The 18,421-nt window shown below is 43.7% G+C and carries 18 protein-coding genes; 4 read left to right on the forward strand and 14 right to left on the reverse strand.

The annotated features are described in order from the left end of the window. Positions 1–89 precede the first annotated feature (89 nt). The 8 genes from AHMF7616_RS08215 to AHMF7616_RS08250 all read right to left on the reverse strand — a co-directional run bounded on the left by AHMF7616_RS08215 (position 90) and on the right by AHMF7616_RS08250 (position 9,186). Complete coding sequence (locus AHMF7616_RS08215; protein WP_115372447.1) at positions 90–1,313, reverse strand: alpha/beta hydrolase family protein; 1,224 nt, start codon at positions 1,311–1,313, stop codon at positions 90–92. Between the two features lie 152 nt (positions 1,314–1,465). Then, the gene (locus AHMF7616_RS08220; RefSeq protein WP_115372448.1) at positions 1,466–2,296 is read right to left on the reverse strand and encodes a sugar phosphate isomerase/epimerase family protein; all 831 of its coding nucleotides are present in this window, start codon (positions 2,294–2,296) and stop codon (positions 1,466–1,468) included. After that, positions 2,296–3,678 carry a glycoside hydrolase family 88 protein gene (locus tag AHMF7616_RS08225; protein WP_115372449.1) on the reverse strand — a complete coding sequence of 461 codons (1,383 nt, stop codon included), beginning with the start codon at positions 3,676–3,678 and terminating at the stop codon, positions 2,296–2,298. The genes AHMF7616_RS08220 and AHMF7616_RS08225 overlap by 1 nt, the downstream gene beginning before the upstream one ends. Before the next feature lie 96 nt (positions 3,679–3,774). After that, positions 3,775–5,649, reverse strand: coding sequence for a PQQ-dependent sugar dehydrogenase (locus tag AHMF7616_RS08230; protein WP_115372450.1), 1,875 nt, complete (start codon positions 5,647–5,649; stop codon positions 3,775–3,777). Between the two features lie 358 nt (positions 5,650–6,007). Continuing rightward, positions 6,008–6,451, reverse strand: a complete 444-nt coding sequence (locus AHMF7616_RS08235; RefSeq protein ID WP_115372451.1) for a ferritin-like domain-containing protein — start codon at positions 6,449–6,451, stop codon at positions 6,008–6,010. A gap of 124 nt (positions 6,452–6,575) precedes the next feature. Beyond that, positions 6,576–7,811 (reverse strand): BaiN/RdsA family NAD(P)/FAD-dependent oxidoreductase, encoded by a 1,236-nt coding sequence (locus tag AHMF7616_RS08240; RefSeq protein ID WP_233507408.1) that lies wholly within the window; start codon positions 7,809–7,811, stop codon positions 6,576–6,578. A gap of 32 nt (positions 7,812–7,843) precedes the next feature. After that, complete coding sequence (locus AHMF7616_RS08245) at positions 7,844–8,665, reverse strand: SDR family oxidoreductase (protein ID WP_115372452.1); 822 nt, start codon at positions 8,663–8,665, stop codon at positions 7,844–7,846. Positions 8,666–8,733: 68 nt separating this feature from the next. Next, a complete protein-coding gene (locus AHMF7616_RS08250) occupies positions 8,734–9,186 on the reverse strand; it encodes a YkvA family protein (RefSeq protein WP_115372453.1) in 453 nt (150 codons plus the stop codon). Between the two features lie 175 nt (positions 9,187–9,361). On the opposite strand from AHMF7616_RS08250, the gene AHMF7616_RS08255 reads away from it, so the two are divergent. Further along, positions 9,362–9,880, forward strand: a complete 519-nt coding sequence (locus tag AHMF7616_RS08255) for a DinB family protein (RefSeq protein ID WP_115372454.1) — start codon at positions 9,362–9,364, stop codon at positions 9,878–9,880. A 30-nt stretch (positions 9,881–9,910) separates the two neighbouring features. Here AHMF7616_RS08255 and AHMF7616_RS08260 read toward each other — a convergent pair whose 3' ends face one another. After that, positions 9,911–10,402 (reverse strand): GNAT family N-acetyltransferase, encoded by a 492-nt coding sequence (locus AHMF7616_RS08260; protein WP_115372455.1) that lies wholly within the window; start codon positions 10,400–10,402, stop codon positions 9,911–9,913. Between the two features lie 169 nt (positions 10,403–10,571). Further along, positions 10,572–11,951: a PhoH family protein gene (locus AHMF7616_RS08265; protein ID WP_115372456.1), complete on the reverse strand. Its 1,380-nt coding sequence runs from the start codon at positions 11,949–11,951 to the stop codon at positions 10,572–10,574. A gap of 390 nt (positions 11,952–12,341) precedes the next feature. On the opposite strand from AHMF7616_RS08265, the gene AHMF7616_RS08270 reads away from it, so the two are divergent. Then, positions 12,342–12,875, forward strand: coding sequence for a toxin-antitoxin system YwqK family antitoxin (locus AHMF7616_RS08270; protein ID WP_115372457.1), 534 nt, complete (start codon positions 12,342–12,344; stop codon positions 12,873–12,875). Positions 12,876–13,098: 223 nt separating this feature from the next. On the opposite strand, the gene AHMF7616_RS08275 is transcribed toward AHMF7616_RS08270, so the two are convergent. The 3 genes from AHMF7616_RS08275 to AHMF7616_RS08285 form a co-directional block, all read right to left on the reverse strand. After that, positions 13,099–13,728 (reverse strand): RNA-binding domain-containing protein, encoded by a 630-nt coding sequence (locus AHMF7616_RS08275; protein WP_115372458.1) that lies wholly within the window; start codon positions 13,726–13,728, stop codon positions 13,099–13,101. Between the two features lie 46 nt (positions 13,729–13,774). After that, positions 13,775–14,611 (reverse strand): SDR family oxidoreductase, encoded by an 837-nt coding sequence (locus tag AHMF7616_RS08280; protein WP_115372459.1) that lies wholly within the window; start codon positions 14,609–14,611, stop codon positions 13,775–13,777. Positions 14,612–14,760: 149 nt separating this feature from the next. After that, positions 14,761–15,141, reverse strand: a complete 381-nt coding sequence (locus AHMF7616_RS08285) for a DUF3127 domain-containing protein (protein ID WP_115372460.1) — start codon at positions 15,139–15,141, stop codon at positions 14,761–14,763. A 196-nt stretch (positions 15,142–15,337) separates the two neighbouring features. Between AHMF7616_RS08285 and AHMF7616_RS08290 the strand changes: the two genes are divergently transcribed. Continuing rightward, positions 15,338–16,279, forward strand: a complete 942-nt coding sequence (locus tag AHMF7616_RS08290; RefSeq protein ID WP_115372461.1) for an isoaspartyl peptidase/L-asparaginase family protein — start codon at positions 15,338–15,340, stop codon at positions 16,277–16,279. A 249-nt stretch (positions 16,280–16,528) separates the two neighbouring features. On the opposite strand, the gene AHMF7616_RS08295 is transcribed toward AHMF7616_RS08290, so the two are convergent. After that, a complete protein-coding gene (locus tag AHMF7616_RS08295; protein WP_115375509.1) occupies positions 16,529–17,431 on the reverse strand; it encodes a cyanophycinase in 903 nt (300 codons plus the stop codon). Between the two features lie 378 nt (positions 17,432–17,809). On the opposite strand from AHMF7616_RS08295, the gene AHMF7616_RS08300 reads away from it, so the two are divergent. After that, a complete protein-coding gene (locus AHMF7616_RS08300) occupies positions 17,810–18,304 on the forward strand; it encodes a YciE/YciF ferroxidase family protein (RefSeq protein ID WP_115372462.1) in 495 nt (164 codons plus the stop codon). The last annotated feature ends 117 nt before the right edge of the window (positions 18,305–18,421 follow it).

Here is an 18,421-nt window from a genome sequence, read left to right on the forward strand (position 1 = left end):
AGAATTATGCGTTAAAAGTTTAGAGTTATGCGTTTAGCGGGAGGCGTTTAAAACTTTTAAGTGTTGTTACCAGATTTTTTTTAAATTTTTCACCTCTCTGCGTTCTTGTTATTGGCTGTTAGCATTGTATTCAAGGCTTCGTCGCCGGAAATAGCGTTTGCCGGTTTAGGATGACTGGCATTCCAAACCAGCAATTTAGCCCGATCTTCTACGGTAACAAAACTTTCATCGATCACCCCGTTGCTGGTTTTTACCAGGTTAGTATCTAAATTTAAATGTTTGGCCAGGAAAGCGTAAGCAGCCTGGCGTTTACTGCTGCCGTAATCGTGGCCTTCGTTGGGCAGATGTACGTTTTGTACCAGGTTTTCCTGATTATAGAGTTTATAAATGTGGCGGATGTACGGGTATTCTACCGTAGGCGTGTTTTTGGTCCAATCTTTCCCATCGGATACTAACAACATAGGTCGGGGAGCAGCTAAGGCGGCAATTTCTACATTGTTGGTTTGGTGATGCGCGCTTTTGTGAATTGGTAAACCGCTTTCGCAGTTGCAACCGCCAAAAAAATGCGCCGAAACCATTACTACCGGTACCGATACCGCTACCCGTTTGTCTAAAGCAGTCAGTAAAAAAGTTTGGGTACCGCCGCCTGATTCGCCGGTTACGCCAATTCGTTTGGGGTCAACTTGCGGTAACGAAATTAAAAAATCAATTGCCCGCATGCCGTTGTTTACCTGAATGGTAATGGTTTTCGGGTGAACCTGGGGCATTTTGTGGACGCTCTGGTCTGATTCGCCGTAGCCCAGCATGTCGTAAGTAAAAACAATAGCACCCATGCGGGCTAAAGTAGCGCAGCGCTTTTGCACCGATTCCAGAAAACGACCCATAGTGGCCGGATTGCTGGAATGGCCGTGCGGGGATAATATAGCCGGGTAAGTAGCTTTTTTTACGGTGGGCCGGTACAAATTACCGGTTACAAAGAAACCCGGAAAGCTTTCGAAAGCCACGTTCTCCACGGTGTATCCATTGTACACGCGTTTGCTGTGGATAATTGGTTTTAAAGGATTCTTCGTGGGCAGATTAGTCAGCTCACCGCCCGAAATTAGGCCTTGCCGGATTATGGCCGCCCTTTTTTCCCAGGTAGTTTTATCGTGGTAAGTAGCCGCCATTTTTTCCAGAGCCGCTTTGCCTTCGGCTTCGGTAGAGTAAGTTCCCCGGCACAACATAGCGGTATCTATTTCCTGCGCCGCCGCATGTAAGTTCCCCAAAGAGAAGAAGGTAAAAACCAGTATAACGGGTCGTAATAGTAGCTTCATTTTCCTGATTAATCGATTAACCAATTATTAAAGGCCGTTTATTCGCTGGTGGCAGCAACCTATTTTTAAATTCGGGAAAGTACTCTATTCAGGTAGATTAATTTATTTAACAGCGAGCCTAAAATTTAAAAATTTATGCGTTATTCATAATCTCAGGCATGCTGTTGGTACGCCGCCATGATTTTTTCTAAAAACTGCGACTGCTCTTGCTGCCAGTACAGGTTCGAAAAAATCTCTACTTCGTGAAAGCCCGTAAAACCCGTTTTTTCTACCCAGCCGCGAATTTGTTTTAAATCAATGCACCCTTCGCCCATTAAACCGCGGTCGTTGAGCATGTCCAGAGTGGGAGTTTTCCAGTCACAAATGTGAAAGGCCGATAAGTGGTTATTGGCCGCGCACCGTTTTATCTGGGTTTCCAGATCCGGATCCCACCACAAATGATATACATCCACGGCAATGCCGACGTGGGCGGAGTTTAAAGCTTCGGCCATGTCGTTGGCCTGGGCTAAAGTATTTACCGCCGACCGGTCGCCGGCGTACATGGGGTGCAAGGGTTCAATGGTCAGTTTTACGTTGGCCGCTTCCGCGTGGGGTAAACAAGCCGCAATGCCATCCTGAATTTGCTTCCGGGAATCCGCTAAGGATTGTCCGGGAGCGGAACCGCACACCAATACGACCATAGGCGCACCTAACGCTTCGGCTTCGTCGATGGCATTTAAATTATCCTGAATGGCTTTTTGTCGTCCTTCCGGGGTGAGCGCCGGGAAAAAGCCGCCCCGGCACAGGGATACTACTTCCAGATTTAAATCCCGGAGCCTGTTACCGGTTTGCCGGATATTGCGGCCCGCTAAAGCATCACGCCAAACGGTTATGCCGCCAATACCTGCTGCCGAAAACTCCTGCGCGGCGGTTTCAATGGGCCAGGGTTTGGTGGTAATGGTGTGGATGCACAATTTTTTTAAATTTTTTCTTTCTTCGGCCATTATTGCACGCAGTTGTAAAAGGTGTAATAAGGTTCTTGATTATTCAGTTTGTGGAGGTAAAGCGCTACTTCCCGGATGTGGTAATCGCCCCACATACTAGATTCGCCATAGGGGATGGTGCTGCCTTCGGGTACATAATCCCAGCCATTCGGCCAATGATACACGGAATGCAGCAAAATACCCTGGTGGTGCGGATCGGTGCTCAGGTAAGGTTCCTGTAATAAGGTTTGTACCACGGTTAATCCGGCCTGCCAGTACGTATTGCCAGCTTCAGTTTGGCCTTTGTTTTTTAAAAATTTACCTAACCGCAGTAAACCCTGGGCTCCTATGGCCGCCGCCGAAGCATCCACGGGTTCCTGATTATTAAAAGGATCGGCCGGTTGGTCGAGGTAATTGCCTAATTTATGCAGCTTCGGGGCACCGGTATCCCAGTAAGGAATGCCATCTACGGGCGTGTGGGCCAGATAAAAATCACAAGTAGCTTGGGCCGCTTTGAGCAGGTAAGCTTCTATTTCTGAGCGGCCGCCAAAATGCAGTAATTCCGTGTCGGAAATGGTTTGCAGAAATTCGAGTTCTTCGGCAAAGCCGCACATGGCCCAGGCTAAACCGCGGGTCCAGGTGCTAAAGCCAGTGTAGCCTTGCTGGGAATTGGGTGCCCGGTAATTGCCATCCCGGGTGTTAAAGATGCTTTCGTGCGCAGTGCGTCCCCACAAATCGTAAGAATCGCGACCTTCGCCGTAATACACCGAATATTGCGCCGTGGCCTGGCAATGTTGTAAAGCTCTTTCGAGTAAGTTTATTTTAATGTCGTTCTCGGCTTGCAGCACATGGCCCAGTTGGTGGCTCACCATTAAAGCCCGGCAGGAACGGATGGTATCCACAAATAAAGAATGGGGCCCGTTGAAGGAATGAATAAAACCGCCGTTTTTGGTGGTAGTCCAGCGGCTGGCCTGGACCGCGCCGGAAATTTTTAACGCTAATTCGTAAAAGTTTTTTTCCCACTCGTTATACGGCGATTTGCCTTCGTACATTAACCGCAGCAGGTTTCCGTAAGTACTCACGTTGTTAAAACCATGATCGTGTACGCCGATGTGACTCACGTGCGGCGCCATCACTGCTACCGTTTTCTGTCGTCCTGCTTCTAAAAACTCTATTTCGCCGGTAGCATCAAACTGTAAAATGGCGGAGCCAAAATGAAATCCCTGGGTCCACTCGGTCCAGCCGCGGGTGGTATATTGCCCTTTTACCGTAAATACCGGCGAACCCTGGCTGGTAGCGTAATGTTGTTCAATATTTTTAATTTTTTGTCCGGATAGCTCCCAGAACTTCTGTAATAAAGGTTGCAGATCAGCTGCTTGTAAACTGTTTTGGATTTGAATCATTCCTGCGAGGTATGGTTGGTACTGTTCCTGCTTTTACAAAAATTAAAAAAAAAAATTTAAAAATGATTAAACATTATGAAGCGAAAATCTAAATTTTTAAATTTTCTTGTTAAGCAAACAATTATTTACCCGCCAGATTTTGCCGTCCGTTTTGGTATAAAGGTACAGATCGTTGTTCAGCCCGACACCAAACCTAAGATCCGTTTTCTTGTTGCCGGTTATGTCCTGAAAGGTGGCATTTTTGCCCGCAAATTGCAACGTAAATTCCTGAATAGTGGCTTGCTGGCCTAATTTTAACTTATGGTTATCCACAAAAAAAACGCGCCCGCTTACGATGTCGCCAAATATATATTTGTTTTTTAAAGCCGGAATGCTGCCGGTATACACAAAGCCGGCCGAAAAAGCATTCCCCTCGTCGTGGTCGAACTGCACCACCGGATAGGTATAATGAGAAGCAGCATCATCGGCCGGTAAGGAGTATACTTTGTCCATTTTCCCTTGGTAGTTCAGCAGAAAAGTGCCTTCCCGGGCAGGCCAGCCATAATTGGCGCCGGGCTTACCAATGTTTAACTCTTCAATATTGGTCAGGCCAATGTCCGAAATCAACATTTTGCCGTCCGGAGACCAGTAAATGCGATTGGGGTTCCGGAAACCTGTCGCGTAAATTTCACCCAGAGTACTTGGGTCTTTGTCTTGGGCAAACGGGTTGATGGTCGGAATGCCGTATTTTTTATTTTTGCTGTTATTGCCCCTTGGATCAATGCGCAGCACCGTACTCCACACCGTTTGGTTGGAATTGCACAAAAACGAATATTTCTGTTCAGCGGCGCCACCATCGCCCACACCAATATACAACAAGCCATACTCCGGCGAACCCGGCTTAGCAAAAGGGTTAAACGTAATTTCCTGTACCCCGTGGATTTGATTTACCATATTGATGCGCAACAATTCGCGACCTTGACCGGCGAAAACCGGCGCATGCGGGTCGGGTAAATGCCACTCGGTTAATACCCATTGCAACGCCACTTTAATAGAATCATGGTAGGCAAAATCGGCGGGAGCGGTGCGGGCTTTTTCGGTGTGCGTGGTGTAAAATAAACCGTTTTTGTAAAAATCCGGGTGAAAAGCGTAACTGCCAAAGCCAGTGGCTAAACCGGGAGTAGGAATAAAAGCAGGTCGTTCTTTGCTTATATCCAGGTACTCCCGCAGGGTAGGGCCTTCCATTTCGTAAAGCTTGCCGCGCAAATCCTGCAGAAAAACCCGTTTCTTTTTACCCGGCAAAACTACCATGGTATTGATACGAGCCGTTGGTATTTTTTCCGAAGTAGCAGGAGCAGTAGTAACAGATTCGAGGCTTAGCAATAATTCCGATTTGGGGATTTTGGTAGGAATGGGGTCCCGCAGGGGAGTCCCCAGTTTAGCGCTATTTTCATCTTCCGGGCTTGGTTGCTGCGCATGCAGATAGCCCAAAAGTGCCTCTACATTTTCCGAAGTTAATGACGTAAAAGCGGGCATTACTTGTTTGTATTCCGCCACCAGTTTGGTAGCGTGGGCATCCCCCGATTGAATGACGGCAGGCGCATTCGGAATAAATTTTGTAAGCCATTCTTTGGTTTCGCGCCCGGTAACGCCGGCCAAATTAGGGCCGATGCCTTTTTGTTCAAAATTATGACAAGCCGTACAATTACTCTGAAACAATTGTTTGCCATCAATAAGTACGTGTTCGTCGGTGGCGTATACTTCTTTCGCGGGCTTTTGAGCTGGTTGCGTAGGACTGAGAACAGGTAAGTTAACTGCGGAACCGGTAATTGGCGAGGAAGCTTGCGTAACTACCCGATTTTTGCTATTAGCCTTTTCACTATTAATACAGGCTTGTAATCCCGCCAATAAGCTTAAACCCGTAAATCCAATCAGAATAAATTTTTTATTAGGAATGCTGTAACGATAGAACCCACCGCGATTTTTTCTCATAATATAATGTATTAATTGCCTGCTTTCAATCATTAGAACAGCATACAGCTGAAGAACCAGAGGCAAGTGCCACTATTTCGTTTTATAAAATGGCTACATAATACTTAAAAATCAGGAGAATTTTAAAATTACAGCTTAGTTAATTTTACCGGAACACCCGCAATGAAAAATTTTTAAATTTTATAAATATGGATCTGAGTAGGATAAAGTTAAACACCTGGTACCTCGAATGCTATTAATCCGGTTAAAGCCCTAATCGTTGGTTCAAATAAAAAATTTAAAAAAGTAGAGGAATGAGCATAAAAAAAGCAGAAACTCATTAGCTTCTGCTTTCTAAAGAATATTAAAAATTTTAAAATTAAGCTTCGTCGCGCAATCCCCGGATGTGATCGTGGGCTTCTTTTACCTGCTGGTATTGTTTTTCTACAATTGATTTTAAGTTAGTAGGCAAATCAGCTTTTAGCGCTTTTTCGTAAGCCGATACCGCGTAATCTTCGCCGCGCTCGCACTCCGACAAGATTCTTTTCCGATCCCGGGCCACAATAGCCGAAGATAAATCCAACCAGGTACGGTGAACGGTACCTTCAATTGAACCGCCTTCGTCCTGGGTTTTACCCATTTGGTGCAGTTGATCTTGTAGTTCGGTAATCATGTTATCGCGTTGCACGGCGTACTGGCGGAACAAACTTTTTAAATCTTCCTCGTGAACATCGTGCGAGGCAGTCCGGTATCCTTTTTCGCCATCTTTGGCGCGTTCAATCAGGTGGTGTACCACCGAAACAATTTCTTTTTCTTTGTCCATAGTCTTATTAGAGTTAATAACCGTTTTAAGTTTGAGTTATTTGCTATAAACTGAAAACTGGTCGAAAATGTTACTTATAATCCTAAATCAGACGCGGTGGGGGAATCAATGCCTTAGAGTAGTTTTAGTTGGTGGCCATGGCTTTACCCGCCAGAAAAGCGGTAGTCCAGGCAGCCTGGAAGTTAAAACCACCGGTTACCCCATCTACATCCAGGATTTCGCCGGCCAGGTATAAACCCGGAATTTTCTTGCTTTGCATGGTTTTGGGATCGAGTTCGTTTACATCTACGCCTCCGCAGGTTACAAATTCTTCTTTAAAAGTAGTTTTGCCCCGTACGGTAAAAGGAGCCCGATGTAATTGTTCGAGTAATTTATTTTGATTTTTGGCCGGCAGCTCGGCCCATTTTACCTGGTCGTTAATGCCCGCCAAATTAATTAAAGCTTTCCAGAGGCGCTGCGGTAATTGAAACATGGGATGCGCGGCAACGTTCCGGCGGGCAAACTCGTGGCGGTACTGCATTAACGCGGCCCGCAATGATTCTTCGGTATGTTCAGGTACCCAATTGATTAATATAGTAAACTGGTAGCTTAACTGTTGTAATAAGCGCGCCCCCCAAGCGGATAATTTGAGTACCGCCGGACCACTAAATCCCCAGTGCGTGATGAGTAAGGGGCCTTCGTTTTCGAGTTGCTGGCCCACAATTTTCACTTTGGCTTTAGGTACCGCCACTCCCGCTAATTCCTGTAAAGGCGAGCCCGGCACATTAAAAGTAAACAGCGAGGGGACCGGTTCCTGAATGTGTAAACCTAAATCTTTTAACCATTGGTAACTTTCCAACTTAGGGGCGCCACCGGTGGTTATAAGCACTTTGTTGGCGGTTAAAGTTTTTCCGTTGGATAATTGCAAATTAAAATGAGGCAGCGCTGCGGTAAAAACAGGCAGTATTTTTTCAACGCCTAAACTGGTTTCCACTGTAATATTGGCTTTTTGTGCCGCCTGCAACAAGCAGTTTACAATGGTGTCGGAATCATTGGTAACCGGAAACATGCGGCCGTCGGGTTCGGTGTGCAGCAGAACGTTCCGGTTCTGAAACCAGGCCACGGTTTCGGCAGCACCAAACGATTTGAATAAATTTTTTAAAAATTTCCCGCCCCGCGGGTAAAACTGCGCTAATTGCGTAGGATTAAAGCAATGGTGCGTTACATTGCAGCGCCCGCCCCCGGATACCCGAACTTTAGAAAGTAACTTAGTAGTTTTCTCGAGTAAAATTACCTGAGCCGTTGGGTTATTTTCGGCGCAGGTAATAGCTCCAAAAAAACCGGCGGCTCCACCGCCCATTACCACAATTGTTTCTCGCATTATCGAATTTAAAATTCCCAATTAAAATAGGATTAAAAGAAAAACATGGGATCGGGGTAAATAAATTCATAAGCAAGCTGCGCTTTTAATTTAGCGTTACTAATAATTTTATACGCCTTTGGTCCGGACTCCGTAAATTGGGGTGGTTCTAAGTTTAATGCTTGCGCCGCTGCCGTATAAAAGTGCTGCCGGGAAGGATGCTTATCCGCGGCGGCATGAAACATTTCGTTAAAAACACGCTGGGAAATTATTTGCCCGATAATGCCTACGCAATCATTTAAATGAATCAGGTTAACCGGTGCTTCTGGTTGCGGAACCTGAGTTTTACCCGCTAAAAAACGCCCCGGCTGGCGGGAGCCACCTACTAAACCACCAAATCGCAAAACAGTAGTTTGGTAAAAAGAGCTTTCTCGAATTATTTCTTCGGCTTGGTACAAAGGGCTGGCAAGATCCAACGCGTCACTGGGTTCATTTTCCGTGATTACCTGGTTTACGTCGCGGTACACCGAGGTAGAAGAAATAAATAACACAAATTTAACCGAGGAATGATCTAAGGCATTTTTTAAGAAATGAATCTGCGGTAAATACTCTTTTTCTAAACCCGCCCGCAATCGGGGTGGGAAGCTAATAATCAGGCAATCTGTTTCTAAAAATTCCAGTAAAGTTTCGGAGTTCGCCTGATCCAGAAGATTAATTTGGTAAGGAAGTATATTTTTTTGCCGCAGGATTTCTAATTTCTCGAAAGTAGTGGTGGAGCCGGCCACTTGGTAGCCGGCCGTAACTAATTGTTCTGCCAACGGTAAACCCAACCAGCCACATCCCAGAATACTTATTCGTTCTATTAAATTTTTCATGAAAGTGTTTTTCGGTGTACAATAACTGCATTATAAACAACAGAAAAAACACTAAAAATTTAAAAAACTTACACTACGGCTACCATGGGCTCTTCGTCTTCCAGGTTTCGGGTTTCCCAACTTCTAAACCGGGTAATCTCGCTTTGAAAAGTAGTAACAAACCAGGCAATCACACTTAAATCGTCGGAGTAGCCAATTAGTGGTAAAAAATCCGGTATAATATCCAGCGGCATCACCAAATACAACAGAGTAGCTACACCCAGTAAGAGCGATTTGGTAGGAATTTGCCGGTAAGAACCATTAATATAAGCCCGCACCAAGCGGATAAAGATAAAGAAAATCTCTTTTACCTGGGTAAGCCCACTTTTATCACTTTTTACGTTGATTAGCTTGCTGTACGCTTCTTTTAACAATAACCCAATTTTAACCGGTTTGCCCAGCAGGGTAGAAGCCCGCCGTACCAGCATATGAAAAATAGCTTTTTTCGAAATTTCTAAACCCTTATCAGAAAGTGTGCTCATACATTTTGCTCCTGTTTTTGCAGTATATACGCAATTTAACCAGGAGAGATAACCTAAGTAGTTGTTCGTTATTAGTTGTTCGTTGTTAGACTAAAAACATTTAAATAATCTGATTTTTTAAAATAAATTGCTTAAAGTACTTATTTTTAACGCATCATGATTAATCTATATAACAATGATTGCTAAAGCGCCTTTAACGGAGGTAGCTCCATTTTACCACCGCTACCTAGAACAAATTCCGGAAGGAGATATTATCACTCTTTTGCAGCAACAGGCAGAAAAGTTAAAAACCAGTTTGCAGGATCTACCCTTGGAAACACAAGATTTTGCTTACGGACCTGGCAAATGGACGATAAAAGAAGTACTGGGCCACCTGGTAGATACCGAGCGCATTATGGCTTACCGGGCCTTATGCATTGCCCGCGGCGAACAGCAGTCGTTGCCCGGCTTTGAAGAAAATGAATACGTAGCGCACGCCGCCTTCGGGGAACGCGAACTCGGTAGTTTACTACAGGAATACCGTTGGCAACGGCAAAGCAACCTTGTTTTGTTTCAAAGCTTTCCGGCTGAAACGCTTCAGCGTTCCGGAAGAGCAAATAATAGTCCGGCTACGGTGCGTGGCTTAATCACGGTTATTGCGGCGCACGAGTTTCATCATATGCAAATTTTAAAAGACCGCTATTTACTCTCTTAAACCCGGAATTTTTAAATTTTTATTTACTTTTCACAAAAATAAAACCATTTGTTCTTCGTGGTAATAATTGCCAGCCGGCGTTTTAATGGCATTTTTTTCGTGGGAAAAAGATTCGAAGCCAAAGCTTTGGTACAAGTTTTTAGCTTTGGTATTGGTGGCAATTACCGTTAAATAAATTTGTTCTAAACCGGAAAGTTGGCGAGCCCGGTTAATGGTATTATTAATTAACATTTTTCCGATGCCTTGACCGGCAAAATTCAGCCCCACGTACATGCGATACAATAAAGCTTTGTGCCGCATATTTACGGAAGTTTCGCGCTCAAAACTTACAACGCCCATAATTTCCGCCTGATTCGAAACAGCGGCCAACGTAAAACTTTCCGTGGTGCCTTCCGTCGGGAAGTAAGCCCACAACTCATCCGCCGGACTGGTCCGGAAACAGTCGGGATGGTCGCGCAGACCTTGTAGAAAAAAGTTTTTATAATCAAGCGGCTTTCGAGCCGTTAACTCCACTAGGCGCATAACCAGATGTTAGATGTTAGACACTAGATGTTACTCTGTAAGTAAAATCTTTTTGTAAGATGGTACTTTAAAGCACTAAAGTAAATTAGTTTAAGTATAAGTAGAAATCCGGAGCTGATCGTAAAACTAGCCCCGGATTATAGAAGTAAGAAGAGTAAAAATTTAAAAATTACAACAGATCGTTCGCTAAGTTCGCTAATTCGGATCGTTCTCCTTTGAGCAAGGTAATGTGGGCGTAAAGTGGGTGGTTTTTAGCTTTATCAATTAAATAAGACAGGCCGTTACTTTGCGTGTCCAGGTAAGGCGTATCGATTTGGTAAATATCGCCGGTAAATACAATTTTGGTGTTTTCGCCGGCCCGGGTAATAATGGTTTTAATTTCGTGGGGCGTTAAGTTCTGGGCTTCATCCACAATAAAAAAGATGTTCGATAAGCTCCGGCCCCGAATGTAAGCCAGGGGCGTGATAACCAGTTTTTCTTGTTCGGTTAGTTCTTTTATTTTCTGGTGTTCTTTGCTGGTTTCCACGAACTGATTGGATATAAATTTTAAATTATCCCACAAAGGCTCCATGTAGGGGTTTATTTTGGATTTAATATCGCCGGGTAAAAAACCAATATCGCGGTTACTGAGCGGTACAATGGGCCGCGCCAAATAAATTTGTTTGTAATTACGGCGTTGCTCAATGGCCCCGGCCAGGGTTAACAAGGTTTTTCCGGTACCTGCTACTCCTTGTATGGTTACCAACTTTACCATTGGGTTCATGATGGCGTGCAACGCAAAAGCTTGTTCCGCATTGCGCGGTTTAATGCCGTAACCCGATAATTTATCTACTCTTTCCAGTCGCCGCTCCACGGGATTGTAGTACGACAGCACCGAGTTTTTGTAGCTTTTAAGAATGTAGTAATGGTTATCCGGCGGCTCTTGTTTTAATACTTCCAAATTCGCGGAAATCCCGGTTTCGTATAATTCGGTAATTAAACTGGCGGGTACGTTTTCGAGCAGGTCGTTGCCGGTATATAGCGAATTTACATTTTGCACCTTACCGGTTTCGTAATCTTCGGCCGGCAAATTCAAGGCCCGGGCTTTCAGGCGCAGGTTAATATCTTTGGTAACCAGTATTACTTTGTGGTTGGGCATTTCGTGTTGCAACTGCAACGCCGAATTTAAAATTTTGTGGTCGGCTTTTCTTTCGTTAAAAACTTTCTCGGCATCTATGGGCGAGTCGTGGGTCATTACCACCCGGAATTTCCCTTTGTTTTTGCCCGTTAAAGGCAGCCAGTCCTGTAGCTTATTTTCATGCGACAGCTGATCGATGAAGCGGATAAACTCCCGGGCTTCAAAGTTTTTAATATCGTTTCCTTTCTTAAAATTGTCAAGTTCTTCCAGAACCGTAATCGGGATAGCAACATCGTGTTCTTCAAAATGTTCCACGGCACTGTGGTCGTACAAAATCACGGAGGTATCCAACACAAATACTTTTTTTATTTTGGGGGGCGCATCGTTTTTTTTGCGGGCGGGAGCTCTTTTAGTTTTTTGGGATTCAGTCATACGCAGAAAAGTAATTTAATTAAAAATAGAAGTGTTAGTTTAGCTAATGAAGCGCGCAACTCCTAGTATTTAGCCGGAATATTTCTACGAAACCAAGCAGGAAGCAGGCAATTTTCCGGCAAATATTATTTTAAACTAACCTCCGTAATTTCTGCGAATAGGTAAAAAGAGGAATTTGAACAAGTGCCACAAAACAAGGATTAAATTTAACCAATAGAATGAAATATTATGTTTAATTAAAGCTAACCTGTAAAGGGTTGGCAAATAAACCTGCCTGATTTTTTCATAAAAACACAACCGGTTCGTTAAAATAAAACAGAAACTTTTGGATGGACAAAAAAATAATTATCTTTCATTAGTTAGCTGGCACAAATACAATTAATTAAAAAGATGAAATTTATTCTACGTATAGGCTTGCTGGTAATCCTGGGACTAGCTATTCAACCCACCGCCCAAGGCCAAGTTTTAAAAAATATTTTTGGTAAAAACAAAGTAAACCGCGACAAAGAACACGTTGGTCGCTGGAACTATAAAGAAGACAAAGAAAATCCGGACCAGATTACCAGTAAAGGCCGGTTTAAAAACGGCAAGCAGGTAAAAAAATGGAAGTATTTTTACCCCAACGGTCAATTATATTTGGTTGAAAAATACGATTCTAAGAAAGATTTCCGGATATTAAACGCTACTTATTACCACAAAAACGGGCAGGTGGCGCATACCGGCAAAGCCGTGCAGGAAAATACCAAAGAGCGCATTCATTATTACTGGATTGGCGATTGGAAGTATTACAACCTGGATGGCACTTTGCGCAAAACCGTGGTTTACGAAAATGGCTGGCCCATCAAAGCCATTTACCCCGACGGACACGAAGAAAAAGAAACAGCCGAGCGTTTTCAGTCCGGGCCGCAGCTGCGCACTTTATAGAAGATTGCCGGAAATTTTAATACTTATAACCGGTAAACGCGGGTAAAATTTAAAAAAATCATCATCACCCTTTTGTTCTGATAATTAATAAGATGGAGAGCAAACTTATGCTGCTAAAAGTAAAACCATATTAAAAAATTTCAAGAGTGGCAAAGCAGTTGCCCTTTACTGCGACCCGTTTAATGCCTGAACTACTAGCTTTTTTAAAAAACGGCTTGCCCGATTAGCTTAACGTATAATAATCTTCTTGGTCTTTTTCATGTAGGCGAAGATAGCCGTGTAGCACCAATTTGATTAAGATGCGGTAAGCCCGGCGTTTCGAGATATTAGCTAGTTTCATGAATTCCGGCAAGGTAATACGCCGATTGGTTTTTAGATAATCCAGCACTTGGTAATCGGGTTTATCTAGGTTTAAGGGCCGGGCGGTTTCACTTAAGGGATGTTCGGTGCGCAAAACTTTATTTACCAGTTTGCTGGTTTGCACACTTTCGTCTTTCACGCGCACATACCCGCGCCAGTCGTTGTCTTTTACTTTGGCTAGGTGCGGCTTTTGGGTACTTTCCGGAATGCTCACTTCCAGAATGAGCCGGTTATCCATTTCTACTTCCTGGTAACCCAAGGTTAAGGGCGGATCGCAGTAAAACTGAGCGGCCAACTGCAAGGTATGCTTTTCTTCTTCCGGATCCACGCCCCTAATGGTGCCATTATCCTGCACCCCCACCAGAATGATACCACCGCGGGTATTGGCAAAGGAAACCAAAGTACGGGCAATTTTATCCGGATGCGTAATGGTTTTTTTAAAATCCAACTGCTCATTTTCCCCAATAGCAATCAAACGCCACAAATCGTGCATAATTAATCTTATTTTCCGGCAACCTGAGGAGTTCCGTATCTACCTTTTATATTTTAACCTGCGCTTCACTTTCTTGGTAAAGTTGTTGGGCCAAGGCTTGATTATACGATAGTTTGGAGGATTTTACTGTTTTTTTATTTTTAAAATATAAGCCAGTTGTTTGGGCTACGTTCGGGGAAGTAGCGAGGTAAATAACCGTGCTGGCTCCTTTTTCGGGAGTACTCATAAACGGCCGGCCCAGTTGAAACATAAATTTTAAAAAACCACTTCCTGTTTGGCCAAAACTGCTCGCAATTACGCCCGGATGCAAGGCATTTACGGTAACAGCCGTCGATTCTAAACGGCGGGCCAGTTCATACGTAAATAATACATTGGCTAACTTAGAGTTGCAGTAAGCAGTAAAAGCACTGTATTTTTTCTCATTTTTCTCCGGATCAAACGCGATCTTGCCCATGCGGTGCGCTTCCGACGAAACATTTATAATGCGGCCGGCCGGCGCTTGCTTTACTAAATCTAAGAGTAAGTTAGTCAGCAAAAAAGGACCTAAATGATTCGTAGCCCAGGAGCGTTCAAAGCCATCGGGGGTGATTTCGTGCGCACCGGGTAAAATACCGGCGTTATTAATTAAAACATCCAGGTGGCTGTATCTTTGCTGAACTTTGGCAGCTAGCTGCCTAACGGCGGAAAAGTCGGCTAAATCGCAGGGCATAAACTCGGCTTCGGCACCTGGTAATTCTTTATAAATCTCCCGTATTACCTGAGTGCCGCGTCGCTCGTTTTGCGACACCAGAATTAATGTATATTTCTGACGCGCCAGTTCTAAAGCGGTGGCCTTGCCAATACCCGAACTAGCTCCTGTTATTAAAGCGATTTTATCTATCATGTATGATAAAGATTTAGGGCCCGGATAATGTTTGCGTAAAATTTGCCTACCGGCTATAAATTTTAAAAAATAATAACGGACCTAACCTGAAAATAAAAATGCGGGCTGTTGGCCCGCATTCTCTTGTATATACCAAACAAGATAATCCTTTAGAAAGGCAAATCGTTGTCAATTTCTTCTGTTAAAAAAGGACTATTGGTGGCTGGTTGCTCAGCGCGGCTCGGATTGGATTTACCTGCTCCTGTAGCAGCTCCGGCATTTTCTATCCGCCAGGCTTGCAGGTTAGTAAAATACATGGTAGTGCCATTCTTGGTGAATGGTTTACCCGACAAGTTAAAATTTACTTTAACCTCATCGCCAATTTTATATTGGTCAACTACACCGCATTTATCTTGCGTTAACTGAAATTTTACGTGCTGCGTAAAAGAGCCATCCGGTATTTCCAGCACAAATTCGCGCTTCCGGAATTTATCGCTCACCTGAACTTCATCGAATATTTCGTGTAATCTTCCTTGAACCTCAAAAGACATAATCCTGATTTTTTTTGTATGAAAAACAATTTACTTGTAGCAAATATACGTATTAAATTAAGGAATAATTCCTTCCGGAACAGATAATTTCGGGATTATTTTGGTCTAAAATTGCCCTTATTTTTAAAAATAATTGCTGCCAGCAAGCTTTAATCGCGCGATTTATTTTATTTTAAAAAAATATAACTTATAGCTAATGAATCCAATTGCTATTGCTATTCACGGCGGAGCCGGTACCATTTTGCGCGCCTTGATGACCGCAGAAAAAGAAGCCATGTACCGGAATGCTTTGCGGGAAGCAGTAGAGTTGGGGCATCAGATTTTACAGGAAGGCGGGAGTTCTTTAACAGCCGTAGAAGCCGCCGTGCGTAACCTGGAAGATTGTGTTTTGTTTAACGCCGGGAAAGGCGCAGTGTTCACCCACGAAGGCAAACACGAGTTAGACGCGGCCATCATGTGCGGTGCTACCGGCTTAGCCGGAGCAGTAGCTGGCGTGCGGCGGGTGCGAAATCCGGTTACGCTGGCAAAAGCCGTAATGCAGCATTCCGAACACGTGTTATTAGTAGGTAACGGAGCCGAAGTTTTTGGTCAGAGCCAGAACATTGCCTTTGAACCGGAAGAATACTTTTATGACGGCGCGCGGTATGAACAATGGCGGGCCGCTGTAGCTTCGGACCAGGTGGTTCTGGATCATAGCTTACGGCCGGAAAATTTAACCGAAAAAAAATTTGGAACCGTGGGAGCGGTAGCTCTGGATCAATTGGGCAATTTGGCGGCAGCTACTTCTACGGGTGGCATGACGAATAAAAAATTTAACCGCATAGGAGACAGCCCCATTATAGGCGCGGGTACTTACGCGAACAACGCCACTTGCGCGGTATCCTGCACAGGGCACGGGGAGTATTTTATGCGGGCGGTGGTGGCGTACGATGTTTCTTGTTTAATAGAGTACAAAGGATTAACATTAGCGGAGGCTTGCCACTACGTGGTGCACGAAAAATTAAAAAAACAAGGTGGCGAAGGCGGCTTAATTGCTTTAAACCAACAAGGAAAAGTTGCCTTAATGTTTAACTCCGAAGGAATGTACCGGGCCAGCAAACAGAACCAAGAACCAACTTACATCGGGATTTACGGCTAGAGTACTAGTAGTTATTGGTTGTTCGTTTCTTGTTATTAGGACTAAAATCAATTTAACTACTGCATGCCTGGGTAACGAGTATATCTATTTACTCTTTTAGAAAGATTTATTCTACTTTTCCTGCAATAACCAGCAACTAAGTATCGGGACAAAAATAAACGTAAGGATATTTCAAAGTAATGTTTTAGATATCAATAGTTTATAGGTCGAACAACGAACAACTAATAACGACCAACTACTTAGTAACTATTAAGATAAGTTATCCAGAATATTCTGCACGTGCTGCTGACGCGTGGCGGCATCTTTATAGAATTCGCGGAGGTAGATATCGTACACGTTGCCTTTGGCTAAAACGTGCATCACCAAGTTTTCGATGGATAATGGTTCTCCGCGGTTTGCTTCGTGCACATTATTATGCTTGATGTGATAGCCATCTACTATAATCACCAGGTTAGAGCCAATGGTTTCGATCAGGTTGCCGTGCGTAATAAGCACTCCGGTGTCTTCGCCCAGGCCAATGCCAATTTTGCGGGAATGCAGCGCCACAGCTTCCATGAGTCGCCCAAAACGGCCGCGTTTTACAAAGTGCGAATCAATTACTGCGTTCGATAAAAAATCCAGACCCTGGCCTAATTTTACGGTTCCTTTCATCAGGGCTTCAAAGCTGCTACCGCGTTTAATCATAATCCCCGACATGGCCATAGCTCCCGCGCTGGTGCCGGCAATTACAAAATTTTCCTCGTGCTGGTAACGCTCTTTGCAAATCCGCAAAAATTCGGTTCCGGTAAAAGCCTGGATAATCCGCGATTGATCGCCGCCGGAGAACAAAATACCGTCGGCCGCTTTTAACCGTTCCAGGTAAACAGGTAAATTCGTTTCGGCGAAGGTGCGAATGTGCATTAAACCAATGTTAGAGAAATTTAAAATGCCAAAGGCTTTTTGGTAAATGTTGCCTACTTCTTCCGGAATCATAGAAGCCGTGGTAATAACTTCAATTCGGGGAGCAACCTTGCCCAATTCGGCGGTAAAGCGCTTTAAGATGCCGAGTTCAAAAAAATTTAAATAGTATTTGCGTTGGCTGCGCGCATGGGAGTAGGTGCCTTTGTCTTCGTTGCCACCAATAGCTATAATTTTTCCTTTGGGTGTATTCACGAGTAGTTTACGATCTTGTAAGATTGAGAAAGCCCGGTTTATTTTGGCAGTACTTAGCTTGATTATGCAAAGTAAAAAACTTTTGGTTACAAGTTTCCCGGAAAGCAAGAGATCATGCTGCAACAGCGTTAGCCGTACGGAGGGAATAAACAGGTATTTAATATTCTAAATAGAATTTTGAGACCTTACTATTGTAAATTTTTTAAAAAATCTAAAAAATACAATCCATTCAAAACCTTAAAATAAAAATTTAAGACCATAGGCTTTCGCTTTACATACGGGGTTATCTTTTTGTTATTTCACTAACCTTACCCGTACAAGGGCGTATAGGAGAGAAAGAATTTTACGGGTTTATTCTAAATATAAAATTAAAAGACTATGAAACTGCAATCATTAAATGATTTATTGGTTCACCAATTACAAGATTTGTACGGCGCGGAACAACAATTATTAAAGGCCATGCCTAAGATGTTATCGACGGCCCAGTCTCCGAAATTAAAAGAAGCTTTTCAAACGCACATGACCGAAACCGAGAATCAGGTAAAACGGCTAGAGCAAGTATTCCAATCCATGGGGATAGAAGCAGAAGCGATTAAATGTAAAGCCATGGAAGGCTTACTGAAAGAAGCAGAAGAGATGATGAGCGAAGATGCGGATGCCGAAGTAATGGATGCCGGTTTAATTGCCAGCGCCCAACGCGTAGAGCATTACGAAATTGCCGGTTACGGAACAGCCAGCACTTACGCTAAATATTTAGGCCATAACGAAGCGTTTAATCTGTTACAGGAAACACTGAGCGAAGAAAAAAAGACTGACGAATTATTAACGGTAATCGCGGAGTCTTCGGTGAATATAAAAGCCGAAAATCATTAGAAAATAATATTTAAATTATTGAATATTATTTAAAAATATTCGTATATTTGAACAAGTATAGTGTAATTTAGAAGTGAAAATCCTGTTGGTTGCTTTTTAAGGCGGCCCGCAGGATTT

This window comes from Adhaeribacter pallidiroseus, assembly GCF_003340495.1.
GTDB lineage: Bacteria > Bacteroidota > Bacteroidia > Cytophagales > Hymenobacteraceae > Adhaeribacter > Adhaeribacter pallidiroseus.